Origin of the sequence: Prochlorococcus sp. MIT 1314 (assembly GCF_034093315.1) — a bacterium.
GTDB classification, from domain to species: Bacteria; Cyanobacteriota; Cyanobacteriia; order PCC-6307; family Cyanobiaceae; genus Prochlorococcus_A; species Prochlorococcus_A marinus_Y.
This window is the reverse complement of the sequence record NZ_CP139300.1, coordinates 1,568,901-1,588,476: the sequence shown is the minus strand read 5'-3', so window position 1 is coordinate 1,588,476 and position 19,576 is coordinate 1,568,901. Positions and strand designations below refer to the sequence as shown.

Annotated in this window: 24 protein-coding genes; 10 read left to right on the top strand and 14 right to left on the bottom strand. The window is 31.0% G+C overall.

Translation table 11 applies throughout. The features are described 5' to 3' along the window. Positions 1-66 precede the first annotated feature (66 nt). Both SOI86_RS09015 and SOI86_RS09010 read left to right on the top strand, forming a co-directional pair. Positions 67-1,587, top strand: coding sequence for an NAD(P)H-quinone oxidoreductase subunit N (locus SOI86_RS09015; protein WP_320681478.1), 1,521 nt, complete (start codon positions 67-69; stop codon positions 1,585-1,587). A gap of 16 nt (positions 1,588-1,603) precedes the next feature. Next, entirely contained in the window at positions 1,604-2,290 is a 687-nt protein-coding gene (locus SOI86_RS09010) for an ABC transporter ATP-binding protein (protein ID WP_320681477.1), read from the top strand. Between the two features lie 2 nt (positions 2,291-2,292). Here SOI86_RS09010 and SOI86_RS09005 read toward each other — a convergent pair whose 3' ends face one another. Continuing rightward, positions 2,293-3,042, bottom strand: coding sequence for a biotin--[acetyl-CoA-carboxylase] ligase (locus SOI86_RS09005; protein WP_320681476.1), 750 nt, complete (start codon positions 3,040-3,042; stop codon positions 2,293-2,295). 99 nt (positions 3,043-3,141) lie between these two features. Between SOI86_RS09005 and SOI86_RS09000 the strand changes: the two genes are divergently transcribed. Continuing rightward, a complete protein-coding gene (locus SOI86_RS09000) occupies positions 3,142-3,600 on the top strand; it encodes a DUF721 domain-containing protein (RefSeq protein WP_320681475.1) in 459 nt (152 codons plus the stop codon). Between the two features lie 8 nt (positions 3,601-3,608). Here the strand turns inward: SOI86_RS09000 and ubiE are convergent, their stop codons facing one another. After that, entirely contained in the window at positions 3,609-4,310 is a 702-nt protein-coding gene (gene ubiE / locus SOI86_RS08995; protein ID WP_320681474.1) for a bifunctional demethylmenaquinone methyltransferase/2-methoxy-6-polyprenyl-1,4-benzoquinol methylase UbiE, read from the bottom strand. Between the two features lie 43 nt (positions 4,311-4,353). After that, the gene (gene hisF / locus SOI86_RS08990; RefSeq protein ID WP_320681473.1) at positions 4,354-5,124 is read right to left on the bottom strand and encodes an imidazole glycerol phosphate synthase subunit HisF; all 771 of its coding nucleotides are present in this window, start codon (positions 5,122-5,124) and stop codon (positions 4,354-4,356) included. Positions 5,125-5,183: 59 nt separating this feature from the next. On the opposite strand from hisF, the gene SOI86_RS08985 reads away from it, so the two are divergent. Genes SOI86_RS08985 through SOI86_RS08975 form a run of 3 tightly spaced genes read left to right on the top strand, consistent with a single transcriptional unit; the run spans position 5,184 to position 8,123 of the window. Beyond that, positions 5,184-5,408, top strand: coding sequence for a DUF2862 domain-containing protein (locus tag SOI86_RS08985; protein ID WP_209042102.1), 225 nt, complete (start codon positions 5,184-5,186; stop codon positions 5,406-5,408). A gap of 8 nt (positions 5,409-5,416) precedes the next feature. Continuing rightward, positions 5,417-6,364: a chlorophyll synthase ChlG gene (gene chlG, locus SOI86_RS08980; protein WP_320681472.1), complete on the top strand. Its 948-nt coding sequence runs from the start codon at positions 5,417-5,419 to the stop codon at positions 6,362-6,364. A gap of 1 nt (position 6,365) precedes the next feature. Continuing rightward, positions 6,366-8,123 carry a transglycosylase domain-containing protein gene (locus SOI86_RS08975; protein WP_320681471.1) on the top strand — a complete coding sequence of 586 codons (1,758 nt, stop codon included), beginning with the start codon at positions 6,366-6,368 and terminating at the stop codon, positions 8,121-8,123. A gap of 21 nt (positions 8,124-8,144) precedes the next feature. On the opposite strand, the gene SOI86_RS08970 is transcribed toward SOI86_RS08975, so the two are convergent. From SOI86_RS08970 to SOI86_RS08940, 7 genes are all read right to left on the bottom strand, one after another. Next, on the bottom strand, positions 8,145-9,461 hold the full coding sequence (locus tag SOI86_RS08970; protein ID WP_320681470.1) for a 16S rRNA (cytosine(967)-C(5))-methyltransferase: 1,317 nt from the start codon (positions 9,459-9,461) through the stop codon (positions 8,145-8,147). Positions 9,462-9,673: 212 nt separating this feature from the next. Beyond that, positions 9,674-9,853: a hypothetical protein gene (locus SOI86_RS08965; protein ID WP_320681469.1), complete on the bottom strand. Its 180-nt coding sequence runs from the start codon at positions 9,851-9,853 to the stop codon at positions 9,674-9,676. A gap of 106 nt (positions 9,854-9,959) precedes the next feature. Beyond that, the gene (locus SOI86_RS08960; protein ID WP_320681468.1) at positions 9,960-11,450 is read right to left on the bottom strand and encodes a cryptochrome/photolyase family protein; all 1,491 of its coding nucleotides are present in this window, start codon (positions 11,448-11,450) and stop codon (positions 9,960-9,962) included. After that, positions 11,447-11,578, bottom strand: coding sequence for a DUF2256 domain-containing protein (locus tag SOI86_RS08955; protein ID WP_320681467.1), 132 nt, complete (start codon positions 11,576-11,578; stop codon positions 11,447-11,449). Before SOI86_RS08955 ends, SOI86_RS08960 begins: the two co-directional genes overlap by 4 nt. A gap of 3 nt (positions 11,579-11,581) precedes the next feature. After that, a complete protein-coding gene (locus SOI86_RS08950) occupies positions 11,582-11,818 on the bottom strand; it encodes a TIGR03643 family protein (RefSeq protein ID WP_320681466.1) in 237 nt (78 codons plus the stop codon). A gap of 2 nt (positions 11,819-11,820) precedes the next feature. Continuing rightward, positions 11,821-12,213 (bottom strand): DUF393 domain-containing protein, encoded by a 393-nt coding sequence (locus SOI86_RS08945; protein WP_320681465.1) that lies wholly within the window; start codon positions 12,211-12,213, stop codon positions 11,821-11,823. Between the two features lie 201 nt (positions 12,214-12,414). Beyond that, entirely contained in the window at positions 12,415-12,618 is a 204-nt protein-coding gene (locus tag SOI86_RS08940) for a hypothetical protein (protein ID WP_320681464.1), read from the bottom strand. Between the two features lie 97 nt (positions 12,619-12,715). On the opposite strand from SOI86_RS08940, the gene trmH reads away from it, so the two are divergent. After that, complete coding sequence (trmH, locus tag SOI86_RS08935) at positions 12,716-13,387, top strand: tRNA (guanosine(18)-2'-O)-methyltransferase TrmH (RefSeq protein ID WP_320681463.1); 672 nt, start codon at positions 12,716-12,718, stop codon at positions 13,385-13,387. A 2-nt stretch (positions 13,388-13,389) separates the two neighbouring features. On the opposite strand, the gene SOI86_RS08930 is transcribed toward trmH, so the two are convergent. The 3 genes from SOI86_RS08930 to SOI86_RS08920 all read right to left on the bottom strand — a co-directional run bounded on the left by SOI86_RS08930 (position 13,390) and on the right by SOI86_RS08920 (position 17,674). Further along, on the bottom strand, positions 13,390-14,145 hold the full coding sequence (locus SOI86_RS08930; protein WP_320681462.1) for an ABC transporter permease: 756 nt from the start codon (positions 14,143-14,145) through the stop codon (positions 13,390-13,392). A 168-nt stretch (positions 14,146-14,313) separates the two neighbouring features. After that, complete coding sequence (gene lepA / locus SOI86_RS08925) at positions 14,314-16,122, bottom strand: translation elongation factor 4 (protein WP_320681461.1); 1,809 nt, start codon at positions 16,120-16,122, stop codon at positions 14,314-14,316. Between the two features lie 55 nt (positions 16,123-16,177). After that, positions 16,178-17,674, bottom strand: a complete 1,497-nt coding sequence (locus SOI86_RS08920) for a malate:quinone oxidoreductase (protein ID WP_320681460.1) — start codon at positions 17,672-17,674, stop codon at positions 16,178-16,180. A gap of 70 nt (positions 17,675-17,744) precedes the next feature. On the opposite strand from SOI86_RS08920, the gene SOI86_RS08915 reads away from it, so the two are divergent. After that, positions 17,745-17,990 carry a NifU family protein gene (locus SOI86_RS08915; RefSeq protein WP_002805305.1) on the top strand — a complete coding sequence of 82 codons (246 nt, stop codon included), beginning with the start codon at positions 17,745-17,747 and terminating at the stop codon, positions 17,988-17,990. A gap of 23 nt (positions 17,991-18,013) precedes the next feature. Here SOI86_RS08915 and SOI86_RS08910 read toward each other — a convergent pair whose 3' ends face one another. Further along, positions 18,014-18,271 carry a hypothetical protein gene (locus tag SOI86_RS08910; protein WP_320681459.1) on the bottom strand — a complete coding sequence of 86 codons (258 nt, stop codon included), beginning with the start codon at positions 18,269-18,271 and terminating at the stop codon, positions 18,014-18,016. Positions 18,272-18,526: 255 nt separating this feature from the next. Here SOI86_RS08910 and SOI86_RS08905 point away from each other — a divergent pair, with 255 nt between their 5' ends. Both SOI86_RS08905 and SOI86_RS08900 read left to right on the top strand, forming a co-directional pair. Further along, a complete protein-coding gene (locus tag SOI86_RS08905) occupies positions 18,527-18,700 on the top strand; it encodes a DUF4278 domain-containing protein (protein ID WP_320681458.1) in 174 nt (57 codons plus the stop codon). 76 nt (positions 18,701-18,776) lie between these two features. Next, complete coding sequence (locus tag SOI86_RS08900) at positions 18,777-19,571, top strand: methyltransferase domain-containing protein (RefSeq protein ID WP_320681457.1); 795 nt, start codon at positions 18,777-18,779, stop codon at positions 19,569-19,571. Positions 19,572-19,576: the final 5 nt, after the last annotated feature.

Here is a 19,576-nt window from a genome sequence, read left to right as displayed (position 1 = left end):
TAATTAAGTTAAGATTAACTCTTTCACCATTACAATCAATCATCTAATTTAATCCTATTTAATAAAGTGCCCAACGAAATCTTTACAATTAATTTAAATGCTCAAGCCATTATTCCAGAGGCTTTTATCTTACTAGGTATTGTTGGAACTCTTCTTGTAGATTTAGCAGGAGAAAAAACTGCATCAAAATGGGCACCAATAATCTGCTATTTATCAATTGGCGGCTCTCTCTTAAGTTTAGCCTCTCAATGGAGTAATCCAGTAAATAGTGCATTTCTTGGTTCCTTTAATTCAGATAATTTAGCAATCGCATTCAGAGCAATAATAGCTTTATCAACTTTAGTTTCTTTACTAATAAGCTGGCGTTATACAGAACAAAGTGGAAGCCCTATTGGGGAGTTCGCGGCGATAGTTCTTTCGGCAACTCTTGGGGCAATGCTTTTGTGTGGATCTACTGACCTTATTAGTGTATTCATATCTCTTGAGACTTTATCGGTAGCGAGCTATTTACTTTCTGGTTATCTCAAGAGAGATCCAAGGAGTTCAGAAGCAGCTTTAAAATATTTGCTTGTTGGTTCAGCGGCCGCTGCAGTCTATTTGTACGGTTCCTCTTTCCTTTATGGATTAAGTGGTTCAACGAACTTAGCAACAATTGGTTTAGAGATTATCAACAAGCCATCATTCATTACTTCTTTAGCTCTTGTATTTGTCCTATCAACTGTTGCATTTAAAATAGCTGCAGTCCCTTTTCATCAATGGACGCCTGATGTATATGAGGGCTCACCTACACCTGTAGTGGCTTTTTTATCTGTTGGTTCAAAAACAGCAGGATTTGCATTTGCAATAAGAATATTAAGCACCACTTTCTCTTCTTTCGATGAGGAGTGGAAACTTTTATTTACTATTTTAGCCATCTTGAGCATGGCCCTCGGAAATGTTGTAGCTCTAGCTCAAACCTCAATGAAAAGGATGCTAGCTTACAGTTCTATTGGACAAGCCGGATTTGTAATGATTGGAATCGTATCTGGGACACAAGATGGTTTATCAGCTGCTGTTTTATATTTGGCTGCGTATTTGTTTATGAATTTGGGTGCATTTTCATGTGTAATACTTTTCTCACTAAGAACCGGTTCTGACAGAATTCTTGATTACTCTGGGCTTTACCAAAAAGATCCTCTCATTACATTAGGCCTGAGCCTTTGTCTTCTATCACTTGGAGGTTTACCTCCTATGTTAGGATTTTTTGGAAAAATATATTTGTTCTTTGCAGGTTGGGCAAATCATCAATATTTATTAGTAATCGTTGGATTGGTAACTTCAGTTATATCTATTTATTACTACATTTCAGTGATAAAAATGATGGTAGTAAAAGAACCACAGGAAGCTTCTGAAATAGTTAAATCATATCCTGAAATTAATTGGGGAATTATAGGATTGCCTCCCTTAAGAGTTGCACTTTATGCTTGCGTAGCGGTAACTGCTCTTGGAGGAATCCTATCTAATCCTCTTTTTAAATTAGCCAACACAGCGGTTTCAGAAACTCCTTTCTTACAAGATATTATTGCTACAGCAAATAATATTGCCTAGAGGAATTTTTCAATAAATGTCTAAGAAAGTCGCAAGTTTAGAAAGCATATCTAAAACATATGGGAAGGATGATCTAACTGTTAAAGCCTTAGATTGCATAAACTTAAAAATTTATAAAGGTGATTATTTAGCTGTAATGGGAGCTAGTGGCTCAGGCAAAAGTACAGCTATGAATATTATTGGATGTCTAGATAGACCATCTGAAGGTGTATATAAATTAAATGGTATCCCTGTTGAGAATTTATCTGATGATGAGCTAGCGGAAATACGTAACCAAAAATTAGGCTTCGTTTTTCAGCAATTTCATCTTCTTTCAGACGCAACTGCACTTGAAAACGTAATTTTGCCGATGATTTATGCTGGTATTGAGCCTGAACAAAGATTAGAGAGAGGTAAGAATGCCTTAAAAAAAGTTGGCCTTTCAGAAAGAATGAATAATCGCCCAAACCAGTTATCCGGAGGTCAACAACAACGAGTGGCTATTGCCAGGGCCATTATCAATAATCCTGCAATATTGTTAGCAGACGAACCTACTGGCGCACTAGATTCAAAAACCACTGAAGATGTACTAGATCTTTTTGACAAACTGCATGAATCTGGAATAACCATAGTTTTAGTTACGCACGAAGATGAAGTTGCAAATCGCGCAAAAAAAATAGCTAAATTTAAGGATGGAAGAATAGTTGAATTAAAAGTTAAGTAAATTCAGAACCTTCTAATTACCTTCAGTTGAGTTTCATTCTCAATTCTTAAATGCCCATTTAAATCAATATCTTTAATTCTCCATATATGAGGACAATAACCACTAGGTAAAAATCTTTTAGTGAGGAACTTATTTGCCGATTTGATCACATATTCTTTTTTGTTATTACATTCAATTGAATCATGAAAAGCTTTAAGAACTTTGGCTGTCCAGTAATGGTGATTAATATTCTTAGTTTGAAGTACTTTTGATAATGAAATACCTTCTGATGGAGTGTAATTTAAAACATTCATCCCAAGACCTATTCTTACATAGATAATTTCCTTGCCTCTAGTTATCACCCTTGGTAAAAATCCAATCAACTTTTTTGAACCAAAAAAAATATCATTTGGCCATTTCAAACAAACATTTATATTCTCTTGTCTAAGCATTTCACATATCTTAATTCCTAAAGACAAATTAAATATTTGACTAGTAAATTCTTTTGAAAATATTGGATAAGCTGCACTTAACCAAATCCCACCTTTTGGGGAAACCCAAGTTTTTGAGTTTTGGCCAACACCTGAGCACTGTTCTCTTGCTATTATCGCTACTGGCTGGTTTCTCTTTACTTCTGAATATCCAAGCCAGTTTGTGAGCTCATTTTCGGTACTTTTACATTTTATTTTGTACTGAATTCTCCAACTTGGATATTGACCCTGAATTTTTTTTAAATAAAAAACTGTCCTAGCTGCAGATCCAATAACTTTCACAAATTCTTTATTAAAACAACGAGCATCTTTAAAAAGATTATATTAACTTTAGTCTTGATGAGTAAATTTTACAAATTGGACAAAAAATATTTGCCAATAGTGAATAAAAGTAATCCACATCCCTTGAAAAATTGTCTTGATAATTTCAAAAAATCATTTGGTGACTTAGATAAACTTTCTACAATCAACGAAAACTGGAAAGACTTAATCGGTTCAGAACTATTTCAAGAATGCAAACCATTAAATATTGAAAAAAAAATACTTACTATTGCAGTAAATCATCCTCAATGGCGCCAAGCTTTAATCTACAACAAGCATAAATTAAAAGAGAGAATCGAGAAAATTGGAATAACTTTGAATGAAATAAAAATAATACAAAATTATGAAATTAAAAATAAAAATATTAGAGCTACTAATGCAAAGATAGTTTGGGCAAAGCATCCGAGCAGAATCCATCAAAATAATATGTGCATTTGTACTCTCTGTAATTCCCCAACTCCTAAGGGAGAAATCAAACGATGGGGGAAGTGTTCTTTTTGTTGGAGAAAAAAGAAATAAGTAAATATTTATTTAGCTAAAATTAATATCCCCATTTGGCCCCAAAAAAGAGTTCTATATTCAGCTTCTTTAAATCCAACATCCTTAGCAATTTTTAAAAGCTCATTTTTCTTTGGAAAGCTGCTAATACTTTTTTCAATATATGCGTATTCTGGACTTAAATTAAAAAGTCTAGAAATGGTTACTACAATTAGCCTCAAGTATATTTTCTGAAAAATATTAGAAAAAGAATTTTTTGTTGAGTGATTAAAATCAAGAAATCCTGCCCTTCCTTTGTCCTTAAGAAGATAAAAAACTTTTTTTATTCCTTCTTCAACATTATTCAAGTTTCTTAATCCATAGGACATGCAAATTCCATCAAAATTTTTTGAATAATCATTAATTTCTAAAACATCTTTAATTTCCCACTTAATAAATTTATTTTTTCTTAGTTCTGATTTTTTCTTTGCAATATTTAGGATATCCTTGGCGCTGTCAATCCCAGTAATTGAACCCCTTGGACTTACTCTCTTAGAAATTAAGAATGCTAAATCTCCAGTTCCACAGCATAAATCAGCCCAATCTTCACCATTTGAAGGTTCTAATAAATTAACTAATTTCCTTTTCCATAATTTGTGCAGTCCAAAACTTAATAGATTATTTAAAAAGTCATATTTATAGGAAATTTTATTAAATATATTTTTAACTTCGATAGTTTTGGTGAATTTCATTTTAAATTTAAAAATACTTTCTTTTTGGAATAAATTTTAATTTTTATTCATATGGTCTAATTGGAAGATTTTTGTCGAGGAGGAAATTTTTTATTTCTTTTAAAGTAAGTTTCTTATCATGAAGCAAGGATGCTAAAAGTGCCGCTGATGCTCTGCCTTCCTTGAAAACAACATAGATATCTTCTAAAGAGCCTGCTCCTCCAGATGCGATTACTGGGATGTTAACAATATTTGCAACAGATTCTGTCAAGTCTAAATCATATCCATTCTGCGTTCCATCACCATCCATTGAAGTTAGTAATATTTCCCCTGCACCTAGTTCCTCAACTTTTTTTGCCCAACTTAAGACATCTATCCCAGTATTTTCTCGTCCTCCTTTTACATATACCTCCCATTGATCAATCTTATTAACTTTTCTTCTGGCATCAATTGCTATAACGATGCATTGAGCACCAAACTTTCTAGAACTTTTAGAAATTAAATCAGGATTTCTAACGGCTGAGGAATTCAAACTCACTTTATCCGCTCCTGCTCTTAAAAGATCATTTATAGCAGAAACAGAATCTATGCCTCCACCAACCGTAAAAGGGATTTTTACTGATTTTGCTGTTCTAGAGACAAGGTCAATTAATGTATTCCTATTTTCCAAACTTGCTCTAATATCTAAAAACACTAATTCATCTGCGCCTTCATCAGAATACCTACAAGCCAATTCAACAGGATCACCTGAGTCTCTTAAGTTAACAAAATTCACACCTTTAACCACCCTTCCATTGGCGACATCTAAACAAGGAATTAAACGAAGAGCAACCATTTTAGTAAAAATTGTCCAAATGCTGTTAATCTTGCATAATAGCTTCCATTTTACCTCTTATGGCTGAAACAAAATTATTACCCAAAATTGGTAGTAAAATTAAAATTAACATTAACAAAGTAAAAGATAGACTACCAGGAAAATTAATTGATCAAATATCTTCTAATCCTAAAGCTGTGATAACAGGCTATAAAATGACAGACGGCAGAAGCATTGGAATCACTGCAAAGTTTCAGAATGGAGAGCAAAACTGGTTTTTCCCAGAAGAAATTGAGAAAGGGTAAAGCGTAAAGTGAATGATCCAAAACAACTTTTAGGAATTAAGGGGGCCTCTGAAACTTCAAGTATATGGAAACTTCGTATACAGTTAATGAAGCCAATTACATGGATCCCTTTGATATGGGGTGTTATTTGTGGAGCAGCTGCTAGTGGAAATTTTGAATGGACATTTAGTAATGTTTTAGCTTCACTAGCATGCATGTTGATGAGTGGGCCACTTCTAGCAGGTTATACACAAACCATAAATGATTTTTTTGACAAAGAAATTGACGCAATTAACGAACCAAATAGACCAATTCCTTCTGGAAAAATTTCAATCAAAGATGTAAAAATTCAAATCTGGGTATTACTTATTGCAGGCCTAATAGTTGCTTTTCTATTAGATTTATATGCTCAACATAACTTCCCCTCCGTCTTGCTTTTAGCATTAGGAGGATCTTTTGTTAGTTATATTTATTCTGCTCCACCTCTTAAATTAAAACAAAATGGTTGGCTTGGAAATTATGCATTAGGAGCATCATATATAGCTTTACCTTGGTGGGCAGGACAAGCATTGTTTGGGAAATTGACTGTTGTGACCGCATTATTAACACTTGCTTATAGCCTCTCTGGGCTTGGTATTGCTGTTATTAATGATTTCAAAAGCGTAGAAGGAGACTCAAAGCTTGGCTTGAATTCTTTACCAGTAGTATTTGGGATTAAAAATGCAAGCAGAATAAGTGCAGGACTCATTGACATTTTTCAATTAGCAATGGTTGTAGTATTAGTCATTATTGGTCAACATTTAGCCTCTGTAATTTTGGTTTTATTAGTAATTCCACAAATTACATTTCAAGATATGTGGTTATTAAGAGATCCTCTAAAGTTTGATGTCAAATATCAAGCAAGTGCCCAACCCTTTCTTATAACTGGAATGTTAGTTACAGCTTTAGCGATCGGACATAGTTTTTTAGTTGCTTAAGGTGCAAAAGATTAAATCCAAATCTTTTGTTTTAATAATTCCAATATTACTATTTTCTGGAATATTTTTTTATTTTTTTAATCTAATATTTACCACATTAAAATTTGATATATCTAAAAATAAAAGGTATCGAGCACCCAAATATTCTTATGTAATTTTATCTTCCGATAATAAGATACTAAGCAAATTAAGCCGGAAATTTGAAATAGACAATCACAATCATAAAATTCCTTTTTTTCTTAAAAATTCTTTTATATCTTCGGAAGATAAAAGATTTTATAAACATAAAGGAATAGATCTAAAAAGTATTTCACGTGCCCTTTTTCAAAATATTAGAAGTGGTTATGTTAAGGAGGGAGGAAGTACGATCACACAACAAGTTGCTAGATTACTTTTTCTAAATAATGATTTAAGTTTTCAAAGAAAAATCAAAGAAATTCTTATATCACTCATACTTGAATTTAGATATGACAAAAATCAAATTTTAAAATTATATTTAAATAATATTTATTTAGGATCAGGAGCATACGGGGTTAACGAGGCTTCTCAAGTTTATTTTGGAAAACTTATAGAAGAATTGACATTATCAGAGATTGCTTTAATTGCAGGATTGGCTCCAGCTCCATCAATTTATTCACCTTATCAAAATATAGAAATAGCTATTAAAAATAGAAATAAAGTTCTTGAATCAATGTATCTTGATGGATATATCTCTCTTACAAATAAGAATAAGGCGATTAAAGAGAAAATAAACCTAAATTATCAAACAGATGATAATTTTTCACATGATAAATTACTAATAAATTTTATCCTTGAGGAAACAGATAAAAAAATTGAGACTAAGAACGATTATAAGTTTTTAAGAATTAAATCTTCTATTAATAAAGATTGGCAAAAAACTGCCCAAAAAATCTCAAGATATGTTGGACCTAAAGAAATTGAATTTGCATTGTTATCAATTGAATCAAATACAGGACTAATAAGGACAATGATAACTAGCAAACATCCATCAGTAAATGAATATAATAGAGTTACTTCATCTGTAAGACCTTTAGGTTCTACTTTTAAAATAATTCCTTATACTGCTGCATTAATAGGAGGGACAAAATTAAGCGATAAATTTGAAGACTTACCAAAATGCTGGGAAAGTTATTGCCCAAAAAATTTTTCAGAAGTGTATAGAGGAACTATATCTTTGATTGAATCATTCAAAAGTTCATCCAATATCGTTCCAATATCAATAACAAAAAAAATCGGCCTAAAAAATATTATTAATCTAGCTAATGAATTCGGTCTTGGCTATGAACAAGAGTTTGAGGAATTTCCATCATTAGCTATTGGCTCCTACGGAGATAATCTTTTAAACATTACAAATGCATATTCTGCAATAAATAATAATGGAAAGATTTACAGCCCTAGTATCCTAGAAAAAATAGAGTCATTTAATAAGCAAATTATTTGGAAAAACAAATTTATTGCCAAAAAAATATTAGATTATAAAGTAAATAAAAAACTAAATAAGCTTCTTGAAAAATCAGTAAAAGATGGCACTTCAAAAGCAGCTTTTATAAAAGGAAAGAAAATTTATGGAAAAACAGGAACATCTGATGGCAATAAAGATCTTTGGTTTATCGGTTCACTTGATAATCTTACAACAGGTATCTGGATAGGTTATGACGATAACAGAGAATCTAAATTATCTAGTGGAAATGCAGCTTATTTATGGAAGAAATTTATAGCTGAAATTTATAAAATCTAAATTAAAAAATAAATTTTTTCTTTAAGATTTATAGGAAATTATTGCCGCATAAAATCCATCTCCAGGATAATCTAAGCTAGGTAAAATTTGCTTTTGGCTAGTCAATTTTAATCCTTTGTTTTTTTCAATAAATCTTTCAATTAATAGAATATTTTCATCAGGACAGATCGTGCAAGTTGAATAAACTAAAGTTCCATCTTTTTTCAAAAGAGGAACAATACTATTTAATAGCTTTTCCTGCAATAAAGTTAAGTATTTTATTTTTTCCCTACTCAAGGACCATCTAGAATCTGGATTCCTGGAGAGAGTACCAATCCCAGAACATGGAGCATCTAAAAGTATCTTATCAAAATAAGATTTAAACTTAGGATTCAATTCAATCAAACTCGTTGCATCAGCTTTCAGGGTAGTTACTGATTTTAAATTTAACCTATCTAAATTTGATTGAAGTATTTTCAATCTTTTTTCTGATCTATCTACAGCAAGTATTTCAGCACTATCTTTTACTAATTCTGCTAAGTGCGTAGACTTACTTCCTGGAGCTGCACATGCATCTAAAATCTTTTCACCTTTTTTTGGATTCAAAAGAGGCGCTACCCACTGAGAAGATCTGTCTTGTATTGTCCAAAGCCCATCACTATATCCTGGCAAGTTTTTAATAGATCTTGGATTAGATTTTAAAGTAATTCCATTATTTAAATCTTTAATAATTTCAGCATCAATTTTTTTTTCACAAAGTACTTTCAAAAATTCATCTAAATCAGTTTTTAGTGGGTTAATTCTCAAATCTATAGAGGGTTTTTTATTAAATGCTTTAACAATTTTTTCAGCATCATTAATTCCTACCCATTTGTAAAGATCATTCACAAGCCATAATGGCAATGACTCAATATATGAAATTCTTTCTTTTCTATCAGAAGATAATTTTGGGAAATCATCTTGTTCTAATTTTCTAGATGCATTTCTCAATATCGCATTTACAGTGCCTGCCAAACCCCTTAGATTTGTTTTTTTAGCTACTTCTACAGTGGTAGAAATGGCCGCTGAAAATGGAATTTTATCCATTTTCAATAATTGATATAAACCTATATGTAAAAGCCATCTTAACTTTGGAGGCTGCTTTTTGTAAGTAATTTTTGATGTATGGTCCGTCCAAAGATCAAGAAATTTTCTGTACCTTATACATCCAAAAGATAATTCTGTAATAAAAGCTATATCTAAAGGATTAAAGTGATAATTTCTTAAAACCTTTTCAAGAGCATGATCAGAAAATTCACCAGAACTAACTTTTAATAGAATTTCCCAAGCTGCTTTCCTTTGTAAATATCCTATGCTCAAAATATAATTTATTTCTATTGATATCTTTAATATACAAAAAATTAGAATGTTTAAACTACTTTTTCAATAGAAGAATTGAACCAAATAAAACCTAAGATAGAGATGAGAGTTAGGTTAAAACCTAAAAAAAGAAAGATATTCAAAGAATGAATTCTTTCTCGAAAAAAATTTTTTTTCTCTTCTTGATACTTCATTAAAAAAATAAAACTTAATCAGGAATTTAAACGGCAACCTATGTTGATAGATCCTGCATCAAGCATTCTTCCCAACTTAATAGCTATAGATTCCTCCAACCTTGTGAATTTAGATTGATGGTTAGTTATCCAATCTAATTCAGAAAAAGTAATGATACCTGTCGAATTACTTTTCAAGAAAAGGGTTCCTATATTCATTATTAGGTCTAAGTATTTTTACAATTTAACATCGACTTGTAATACTTCGTAATAATATAATATTCTTTTAATTTTTCAAAATTAACAATAGATTATCAGTCTTAATTTATTGAATATCTCTCAAAAATTTATCGGCTGTTCTTATGTGATTATTTAATTTTTCCTCTGACATTTTGTCAAGATTTCTAGCTAACATTGCCAGTCGATATTGCTTTCTGAAAAAACTTTCATTATCTTTAATAAATTTCCAAAATAAACCATCCCATATTTCACACCAAGGGCCACTTTTAAAATTTGACATTTTTTTTACATAATTAGAGCTTGATATATATGGTTTAGTTGAGAAAATACCTCCGTCACTAAACTGACTCATTCCATAAACATTAGGAACCATTACCCAATCATAAGAATCAATAAACATTTCCATAAACCATTTATAAACTTGATTAGGGTGAATTCTACATAGAAGCATAAAGTTACCAATAATCATTAGCCTCTCAATATGATGACAATAACCAAATTTAATAATAGTTTTTATAACAATATCTACTGGTTCAATCCCTGTATTTCCTTGATAAAAAGATTCTGGAATTGGTTTATTTTTAAAATTCCAAAAATTACTATTTCGCATATTGGTTCCGTACTTTTTATAGACAAGGCAAATAAATTCTCTCCATCCAATAATTTGGCGAATAAAACCTTCTAACGAGTTAATTGGAACATTATTATTTTTGGCATAAATTAATGCTTTATTTACTACTTGGTCTGGTGTTAATAAGCCGCTATTTAAAAGGGGAGAAAGTAAACTGTGCCATAAAAAAGAATTTTCTTTTGAAATAGCATCTTCATAATCTCCAAACAAGAAAAATCTATGTTTAAAAAAATCATCTAACCATTCATCTGCCTCATCAAAATTAGTTGGATATATAAAGTTATTACTTTCTCCAATAAACTCAATATCAAAATTTGCCAATGATTTTTCGGCATGAATTACAAAGTTATTTTTTGGTAGTTTGGGTGTATCAGGTATGCTTAAGTTTTTTGGTAATTTTTTTCTATTCATTTCATCAAAGCTCCACTTACCTCCTTCAGGTTTATTATCCGAATTAACTAATATCTTTTGGCTCTTTCTTTGATTCTCATAAAATCTTCCCATAAGGGGTTTGTTTGTATTTAAGGCAAATAACTCTTTCAACTCTTCACTACTCATAAACATTGGCGAGGGCAAAACATTTAAAGTTAAATTATTACTTTCAACAAAATTATTGATCCTCTTCATTATTAAGAAATCATGAGGGTCAATAAGATTTATTTTCTGATATTTATCTTTAATAAATTCTGATAAATATTCAACTGTAGAAAGATTATTCTTGTTCTCGATATATAAAACTTTAAAGCCAGATTTTTCTAAATAATTTTTATAAAAGAGCATAGATGCTCTATGAAAAACCAACTTGTTTTTATGATTAATTAATTTATGAAATTTATCATTCCCAAAAAATAATGAATCTTCCAAAATTAAAATTTCACAATTTATTTTTAAAATTGGACTTTCTCTAAAAAGTTGATTCGGGAAGATAATTGATATTTGTTTCATCTTTGCGACTTTCTATTACTGCATCTTTTTGAACAGTAGATAACATCATCCCAACAGTTTTTCCATTTTTTACGCCATTCGAATGGCCTATTACAAACAGGACAAATTTTATTAGAAAGATTTTTCAAAATTTATAATTTTCTCTTATGAGTAGATTTGAACCTAGTTGAATCTTTAAGCGCCATATGTTTAGTATTTCTTCCCGAAACTCTCTCTCTCCAGATTTTAAATGATTTAGGTTTAAGATTTTGACGCATAATTTTGATCGCATCTTCCTCTTTTAAACCAAATTGATACTCAATAGCTTCAAAGGGAGTTCTATCTTCCCAACACATTTCTATTATTCTGTCTATGTCTATATTTTCCATATTTATTGTTCACATTTAGAGGTACAAAACTTTTCAATATTGGATCGACCTGTAATTTGAAGTCTATACTTTGCCCAATATCTATAAACCAGCCTTAATAATGGAGATAAGAGTTTAATCTTCAAAGGATAATAAACCCAACCTAAACCAATTAATTCATAAGAATATGCAAGTACGTCTAGTCCCCTTATAATTTCACCATTTTCAAGAATGCCATGAAGGTTGGACATGGCTTCTGAATATGAGATGTTATTAAATAGGTTTTGATCATAATCTTTGCTGTTAATATCTACAAATAAAATTTGATTGAAGATATCTCTTTTTTTTAGAAAATTTGTTTCTCTCAAGCAAAGTGGACAGCCACCATCGAATAAAAAAGTTAATTTATTTTTCATATTTTTATACAAATATAGAATTTAAATAACTTTTTTGTGGGAGATAAAAAAACATATTATCTAATACAAAGAAGCTTTTAACAGCACAAGCTTTATAAAGCCTTAATAATTACCAGTTCTAATTTAATGAAATTGTATTATCTTAATTATTAATAAGCCATTGATTAAGGGATACATCAATGGTTTTAAATCTATTTTTGATCATTCATCTAAAAGATGAACCCCTTCTCCTACATCAGGAGTAAATTTACAATATTTTTCAAAAACGATTCCAACTCCTCTCATTCTTTCTCCTAATTCATCTTTAAATTTATTCCATTCTTCAGATTCTCGCTCAGGCAAATTCCAACCTTGTTTTTCTACCATGCTAGTGATAACTGTATAGTCCCATTCTATGTATGCCATTTAGTTAATTCCAATTACTCAAATATTATAAACCAAGAGATTTAATAGGTAATCAATATTTTTTGAATATAATTTAAAAAGTGTGAAAAAATTATAAATGTCAATTTTGCCAAGAAGATTTGAGCGAATCAAAAGTGTCTTAGATTGCAGAATGAAAAACTTAACTGTTTTAGTTGAGGATGTCAATAAGCCACATAATCTATCTGCGATATTAAGAACTTGCGATGCAGCTGGAGTTTTCGAAGCAAATTTTATTAGCAAAATGAATGCCGTTAAGACTTTTAATAGTACTGCTCAAGGTAGTCAGAAATGGGTCAAATTAAATAATTATGAAAACACTATCAATGCAATATCAGATTTAAAAAATAAGGGTTTTAAATTATATGGAACAACTCTCAATAGTGAATCAGTCGATTATAGAAATTTTGATTATTCTCACAATACATGTTTTGTGTTAGGAGCAGAAAAATGGGGATTGAGTAAAGAACTCATATCAATGGTTGATCAATCAATTTTCATACCTATGAGAGGTATGGTTCAATCACTGAATGTTTCAGTTGCTGCTTCCATATTATTATTTGAAGCTATTCGCCAGAGAGAAAATAAAGGTGTATTGCCCGATAATGGAGAAGGTTTAAATATAGATGAATATCAAACAACACTTTTTGAATGGTGTTACCCCGAATTAGCTGAGATGTATAAAAATTCAGCTAAAGAATATCCTAAGTTGAATGATCAAGGAGAATTTTATCCTATTCAAGATAACTAAATTTATTCAGACTTTTGACTATCAAAAATTTCTTCAAGATCCTCTCCTATAAAAGAAAGACCTAAAACTAAAAAAAACATTGCCAAACCTGGGAACAAAGCTGTCCACCATATGCCTGTAGGTAAAGCGGCAATAGCAAGATTTAAATCACTTCCCCACTCTGGGACATCTGCAGGAACACCAAGACCTAAAAATCCTAAACTTCCTAATACCAAAACAGCATCCGCAGCATTCAGGGTAAGCAGAATAGGTAAAGGTGTTATTACATTTGGGAGAATATATTTAAAAATAATTCTTTTAACATCAGCCCCTGAAACTTTAGCTGCTTCCACGTAAGTTTCGGATTTAACTAATATTGTTTGATTTCTGATTAATCTAAAATATTGAGGTGAGTAAACAATACACAAAGCCAAAGCTGCATTAAGGATACCCTTACCCAATACAAAAGCCACAACAACTGAAAGCAAAATTACAGGTATTGAGAAAATAGTATCCATTATTAGTGATAAGCATTTATCAAAAAAACCACCAAAATATCCACTTAATAATCCTAATGGCAAACCCACACTACATGAAAAAAGAATAGCTAAGAATACAACTTCTATCGCTAAGGATGATCCTTGCAAAGTTCTTAAGCAAACATCTCTTCCTAATCTATCTGTGCCACAGAAATGATTAAGCGAAGGAGGGGCAAAGATATCATTGCTTAACATTGAAAATGAATAACCAAAAAAATTATTGGCCTCTAAAAATTTCATTATTAAAACAACAAGAAGATAAAAAAGCACAATAAGGAATCCCGCTTTTCTGATATTTGCGCTAACACGATTAAATGAATTATTATCCAAAATCTTTTTTACAGATATGACTGAAATATAACCAATTCTTAAAAAAAAAAATAGCTATTAATTTTAAATTTTAAAAAATTACTGGTTTAATTTAAGGACTGCCATAAAAGCTTCTTGAGGTACTTCAACTTTACCCATTGCCTTCATCCTCTTTTTACCTTTGGCTTGTTTCTTTAAAAGTTTCTTTTTCCTAGATATATCTCCTCCATAACATTTAGATAAAACATCTTTTCTCAAAGCACTTATACTTTCACTTGCAATAATCCTGCTACCGATTGATGCTTGAATAGGTATTTTAAATTGTTGTTTTGGTATAAGTTCTTTTAATTTCTCAACTAAACTTCTGCCAATTCCATAAGCCTTATCTTTATGAACAATAGAAGTTAATGGATCTGCTCTTTCTGAATTTATTAGAACATCTAATCTAACAAGGTCATTCTTTCTATATCCAATTAAATGATATTCCATTGATGCATAACCTTGAGTCCTACTTTTCATTTGATCAAAGAAATCTGTAACTACTTCTGCTAATGGAATTTCATAAATCAAAGTAACTCTATCTGTTGTTATGTATTTCATATCTATAAATACTCCCCTTCTTTCCTGACATAAACCCATTAATGTTCCATTAAATTCATTGGGAGCATAAATTTCCATTTTCACATAAGGCTCTTCTATTGATTCTCTAAGTTGTGGATCAGGAATTGTAGAAGGATTATCAATAAAGATATGTTCCCGCTGATTTAAATTAACCTTATAGATAACTGATGGTGCTGTTACGATTAGATCCAAATCATATTCTCTTTCTAATCTTTCTTGAACAATCTCCATGTGAAGAAGTCCTAGGAATCCGCACCTAAACCCGAAGCCCATTGCGCTACTGGTTTCGGGCTCATATTTTAAAGCTGCATCAGATAATTGTAATTTTTCAAGAGATACTCTTAAATCTGGGAATTGATCAGCATCAGTCGGGAATAAGCCACAAAAAACCATAGGATTTGCTGTCTTGTAACCAGGCAAAGGATTATTTGCAGGTGAATTTAAAAGAGTAATTGTATCTCCCACTCTCGCATCAGCAACTGATTTTATAGAAGCAGCTAGATAACCAACTTCTCCTGCATGTAATTCATCAACTTGCTGCTGATCAGGGGCCATTATTCCTATCTCATCCAGTTCATAATTTTTTTTACTAGCCATTAATAATATTTTTTCTCTCTTATTAAGAGAACCAGATATCACCCTAAAATAAACAATAACTCCTCTATAGGGATCATAATATGAATCAAAAATTAGTGCCTTTGTAGGTAGTTTTATTTCATCTTGAGGAGGAGGTACTCTTCTTACAATTGCTTCCAAAATATCTTTAATACCGACTCCAGTTTTTGCTGAACAATTTATTGCATTAGATGTATCAAGTCCAATAATTTCCTCTATTTCTTGTTTTATTTTTTCAGCATCAGCACCTGGCAAATCAACTTTATTTAAAACAGGAATTATTTCAAGATTATTTTCTATAGCAAGATAAACATTAGCTAAGGTTTGAGCTTCTACACCTTGACTAGCATCAACAACGAGTAAAGCGCCCTCACAAGCCTGAAGAGATCTACTAACCTCATAAGAAAAATCAACATGTCCTGGAGTATCTATTAAGTTCAAAACATATTCTTGAGAATCGTCAGCTTTATATTTCATCCTAGCGGCCTGTAACTTGATAGTAATTCCTCTCTCTCTTTCGAGATCCATACTGTCCAAAAATTGTTCTTGCATATCCCTTTGCTGCACAGTACCAGTATCTTGAAGTAACCTATCTGCAAGGGTAGATTTACCATGGTCAATATGAGCGATTATGCAGAAATTTCTTATTTTTGAAACAGATATATCAGTCATTTAGAAAGAAAGAATCTCCTCTTATTACATCTTGATTAATATTAGCTAATTAGAATTATGGATGGAAACCAAAAATCGAATTATTTCTTTTTTTGATGTCTTTTATGAAGGTACTGTCATTTTCAGAAGCCGATGGTTCTGGATAAATTAAGTCATTTATTTTTTTCTGAAGATTATGCTTGTCTTTTAAAAATAAAACAGATTTTTCTAGAACCTCAACCATAATAGAAACCGCAGTACTTGCTCCGGGAGAAGCTCCTAGCAAAGCAGATAATGATCCATCAGATGAATTCACAATCTCTGTTCCAAATTTCAAAGAACCACCACCTTCAGTTTTTTTAATTATTTGGACTCTTTGACCAGCATTCTTTAAATACCAATCAGAGGGATTAGCTGATGGCATCATATTCTTTAAATTCTCAACTCTTGAGTTATGGTTCTTTAATGATTGTGATATTAGGTAATTAATTAAATCGTTGTTCTTGAAACCAACATCTAACATAGAAAAAATATTATTCTTTTTAATTGAACTAAATAAGTCAAAGTATGAACTTTGCTTTAAAAATTTTGTTGTAAATCCAGCAAAAGGCCCATATAAAAGAAGTTTTTTATTATCAATCCATCTGGTATCTAAATGAGGCACAGACATTGGTGGTGATCCAATATCAGCCTTACCATAAACTTTTGAGTTATGTCTTTCTGTTAGATCTTTTTTATCGCAAATAAGCCATTTCCCACTAACAGGAAATCCACCATAACTCTTTGCTTCTGGAATTTTCGATTTTTGCAAATAATTAATTGTTTTTCCACCAGCACCAAGAAAAACATAGGCAGTTCTAATCGAAGTTTTTCTACCTTCTGAACTAATTTCTAGTTCCCATTTTTTTTTATCAATTTTCTTTAAATCTACTAATTCTGTTTTGTATCTAATTTCAACATTTTTGTTTAAAGAGACTAAAGATAAATACTCTTTAGTCAGAGCCTCAAAATTTATATCTGTTCCTCTACCTATTCTTGTAGCAGCAATCTTAGTAAATGGATTCCTATCTTTAGTTATTAGAGGAGCCCATGATGAAATTTGATCAAAAGATGAAGAAAATTCCATATCGTTAAATTCAGGATTTTCGGTCATTTTCTGAAATCTTTTTTTTAAAAAAGAAATATTATCCTCACCAGAAACAAAGCTAATATGAGGAATAAATTTTAAAAACTTTTTAATATCAATTTTCCCTGCTTCATACAATGAGGCCCATAAAGACATGGATCTTTCAAAAGAACGATTTATTGAGAGCGCTTTATCTATTTTTATATTACCTTTTTCATCTAAAGGAGTATAGTTTAATTCGCAATTAGCAGCATGTCCTGTACCTGCATTATTAAACGCGCCAGTACTTTCATTTCCTGGAGCATTTAATTTTTCTATAATAAGAAACTTTATATCTGGTAAAACTTCTGAAATTAGAAGTGCTAAAGTACTGCTCATTATCCCTGCTCCTACTAAGACTGCATCAAAGTAGCTATTGTCATTAGTAGGATTTTTGAATGAAGTCACAACAGAAAATTATCTTTTTTGCAATTAATTAAATTTCTTTCTAGGCTTATTATAAAGTTAATCCAAAATTATGAGTACTGAAACACTCTCGCTGACAAATGAAAATGTAGAAAAAGTTCTTGACGAGCTTAGACCTTTTTTAATATCTGATGGAGGTAATGTAGAAATTGCAGAAATAGATGGTCCAATTGTCAAAGTAAGACTTCAAGGGGCATGTGGTAGTTGCCCCAGTAGTACTATGACTCTAAAAATGGGTATTGAAAGAAAGTTAAAAGAAATGATTCCTGAAATAAGCGAAGTTGTCCAGGTTTTATAAAAAATTTTTAACTGAAAAACATATTACTTGCTTTTTAATTCCTTCAACAAAGATGATTCCATATCAAGGCAATCAATTGGAAGTCCTTGCCCAATGGCGATTAGAAGAGGTGCAAGAATTCCTAGAGTAAAAACTAAATTTGACTGGCTTACATCATATTTACTTAAAGTAAAAGTTATCAAATAAATAATTGAAAAATACGCATGTAGAGAAAAAAATTCTTTTGGCTTCAGGACTGGCCACCTTAAAGTATTTCCCAAGAAATATAAAAAACCTGTCATAAAAAAATAGCAACATGAAGATTAAACCAAATATAAACATAATCCTTTTTAGAGACTATTTATAAAAAAATTTACCTAACATAATAATTAAGAAAACATTAAAAATTCATTTAGCTTTGTAAAAACTAGACATCCTTAGGAAAATACGCTTATAATAATTTGGTAGCAATTGCTACTTTTTCGTTCACCCTTGCTATAGGGCGCAGTTCGAGTCATACCATGGAACGGGGGATGGCCGTGTTGTCAAATCGAAACATGACTACTTTAACTTACAGAGGTAAAAACTACGTTCAAAACAAAGAAGCTGCTAAAAAGCAACTTTTTGAACTTACCTACAGAAGAAACGTATACACCAATAGAATGGCAGACGCTTCTTCAAGTAATGAAAAAGCAGAATTAAATTACAGAGGTGTAAATTACACTAAATAATTTAATTAAACAATAAAAAGCCCCTTTTTCAGGGGCTTTTTTTTTGGCTATATTTATCAAGAGTCCTTTTAAAAATATGTCTGAAAGTTGCTGTAATACAAACACATCGAATAAAGCGTCTAATAAATTCGATCATAAAGATGCGATTCAAGAAAGATATGGTTCAGCCGCACTTGAAAAAGAAAGTTGTCTGTGTACACCAGTTGGGTTTAATCCCGTTTTACTTGAAGCAATTCCTCAAGAGGTTATAGAAAGAGACTATGGATGTGGTGATCCAACAAAATATGTTCAAAAAAATGATATAGTTTTAGACCTTGGAAGTGGTAGCGGCAAAAATGCTTTTATTTGTGCCCAAATTGTTGGAAAAGAAGGGAAAGTTATTGGAGTTGATCAGAATCCTGACATGCTTTGTTTATCAAGATCAGCCTCTAAAGAAGTTACAAAAAATATAGGTTTCAACAATACAGAATTTCTAGAAGGTTCAATTGAAAAACTTGATGAATTAGATAAAGATTTAAATCCATTAATCGCAGATAAATCAATTGATATTATTTTAAGTAATTGCGTTCTAAACTTGGTAAGTCCAGAATCTAGGAATAACCTTCTAATAAATATAAAAAGAGTTTTAAAAGATAATGGAAGAATTGCAATTAGCGATATTGTCTCTAACAAAAAAGTTCCTTTAAGATTGCAAAATGATCATGATCTTTGGACAGGATGTATTAGTGGAGCATGGTATGAACCAGACTTTATAAGTGATTTTAAAGAACTAGGATTTAAAAATTTAGAATTTGCAGAAAGGAGTGCTGAACCTTGGAAAGTAATTGAGGATATTGAATTTAGAACAGTAACTTTATTAGGCAATATTTAAAAAAT

Bases quoted from the DNA above. Each gene is read 5' to 3' on its own strand.
- SOI86_RS08965 (WP_320681469.1), bottom strand. From the start codon at position 9,853: ATGAATATAGGAACCCTTTTCTTGAAAAGTAATTCGACAGGTATCATT.
- SOI86_RS08945 (WP_320681465.1), bottom strand. From the start codon at position 12,213: ATGAAAAATAAATTAACTTTTTTATTCGATGGTGGCTGTCCACTTTGC.
- SOI86_RS08950 (WP_320681466.1), bottom strand. From the start codon at position 11,818: ATGGAAAATATAGACATAGACAGAATAATAGAAATGTGTTGGGAAGAT.
- SOI86_RS08905 (WP_320681458.1), top strand. From the start codon at position 18,527: ATGACTACTTTAACTTACAGAGGTAAAAACTACGTTCAAAACAAAGAA.
- lepA (WP_320681461.1), bottom strand. From the start codon at position 16,122: ATGACTGATATATCTGTTTCAAAAATAAGAAATTTCTGCATAATCGCT.
- SOI86_RS08900 (WP_320681457.1), top strand. From the start codon at position 18,777: ATGTCTGAAAGTTGCTGTAATACAAACACATCGAATAAAGCGTCTAAT.
- trmH (WP_320681463.1), top strand. From the start codon at position 12,716: ATGTCAATTTTGCCAAGAAGATTTGAGCGAATCAAAAGTGTCTTAGAT.
- hisF (WP_320681473.1), bottom strand. From the start codon at position 5,124: ATGGTTGCTCTTCGTTTAATTCCTTGTTTAGATGTCGCCAATGGAAGG.
- SOI86_RS08915 (WP_002805305.1), top strand. From the start codon at position 17,745: ATGAGTACTGAAACACTCTCGCTGACAAATGAAAATGTAGAAAAAGTT.
- ubiE (WP_320681474.1), bottom strand. From the start codon at position 4,310: ATGAAATTCACCAAAACTATCGAAGTTAAAAATATATTTAATAAAATT.
- SOI86_RS08985 (WP_209042102.1), top strand. From the start codon at position 5,184: ATGGCTGAAACAAAATTATTACCCAAAATTGGTAGTAAAATTAAAATT.
- SOI86_RS08960 (WP_320681468.1), bottom strand. From the start codon at position 11,450: ATGAAACAAATATCAATTATCTTCCCGAATCAACTTTTTAGAGAAAGT.
- SOI86_RS09010 (WP_320681477.1), top strand. From the start codon at position 1,604: ATGTCTAAGAAAGTCGCAAGTTTAGAAAGCATATCTAAAACATATGGG.
- SOI86_RS08940 (WP_320681464.1), bottom strand. From the start codon at position 12,618: ATGGCATACATAGAATGGGACTATACAGTTATCACTAGCATGGTAGAA.
- SOI86_RS08930 (WP_320681462.1), bottom strand. From the start codon at position 14,145: ATGAAATTTTTAGAGGCCAATAATTTTTTTGGTTATTCATTTTCAATG.
- SOI86_RS08910 (WP_320681459.1), bottom strand. From the start codon at position 18,271: ATGACAGGTTTTTTATATTTCTTGGGAAATACTTTAAGGTGGCCAGTC.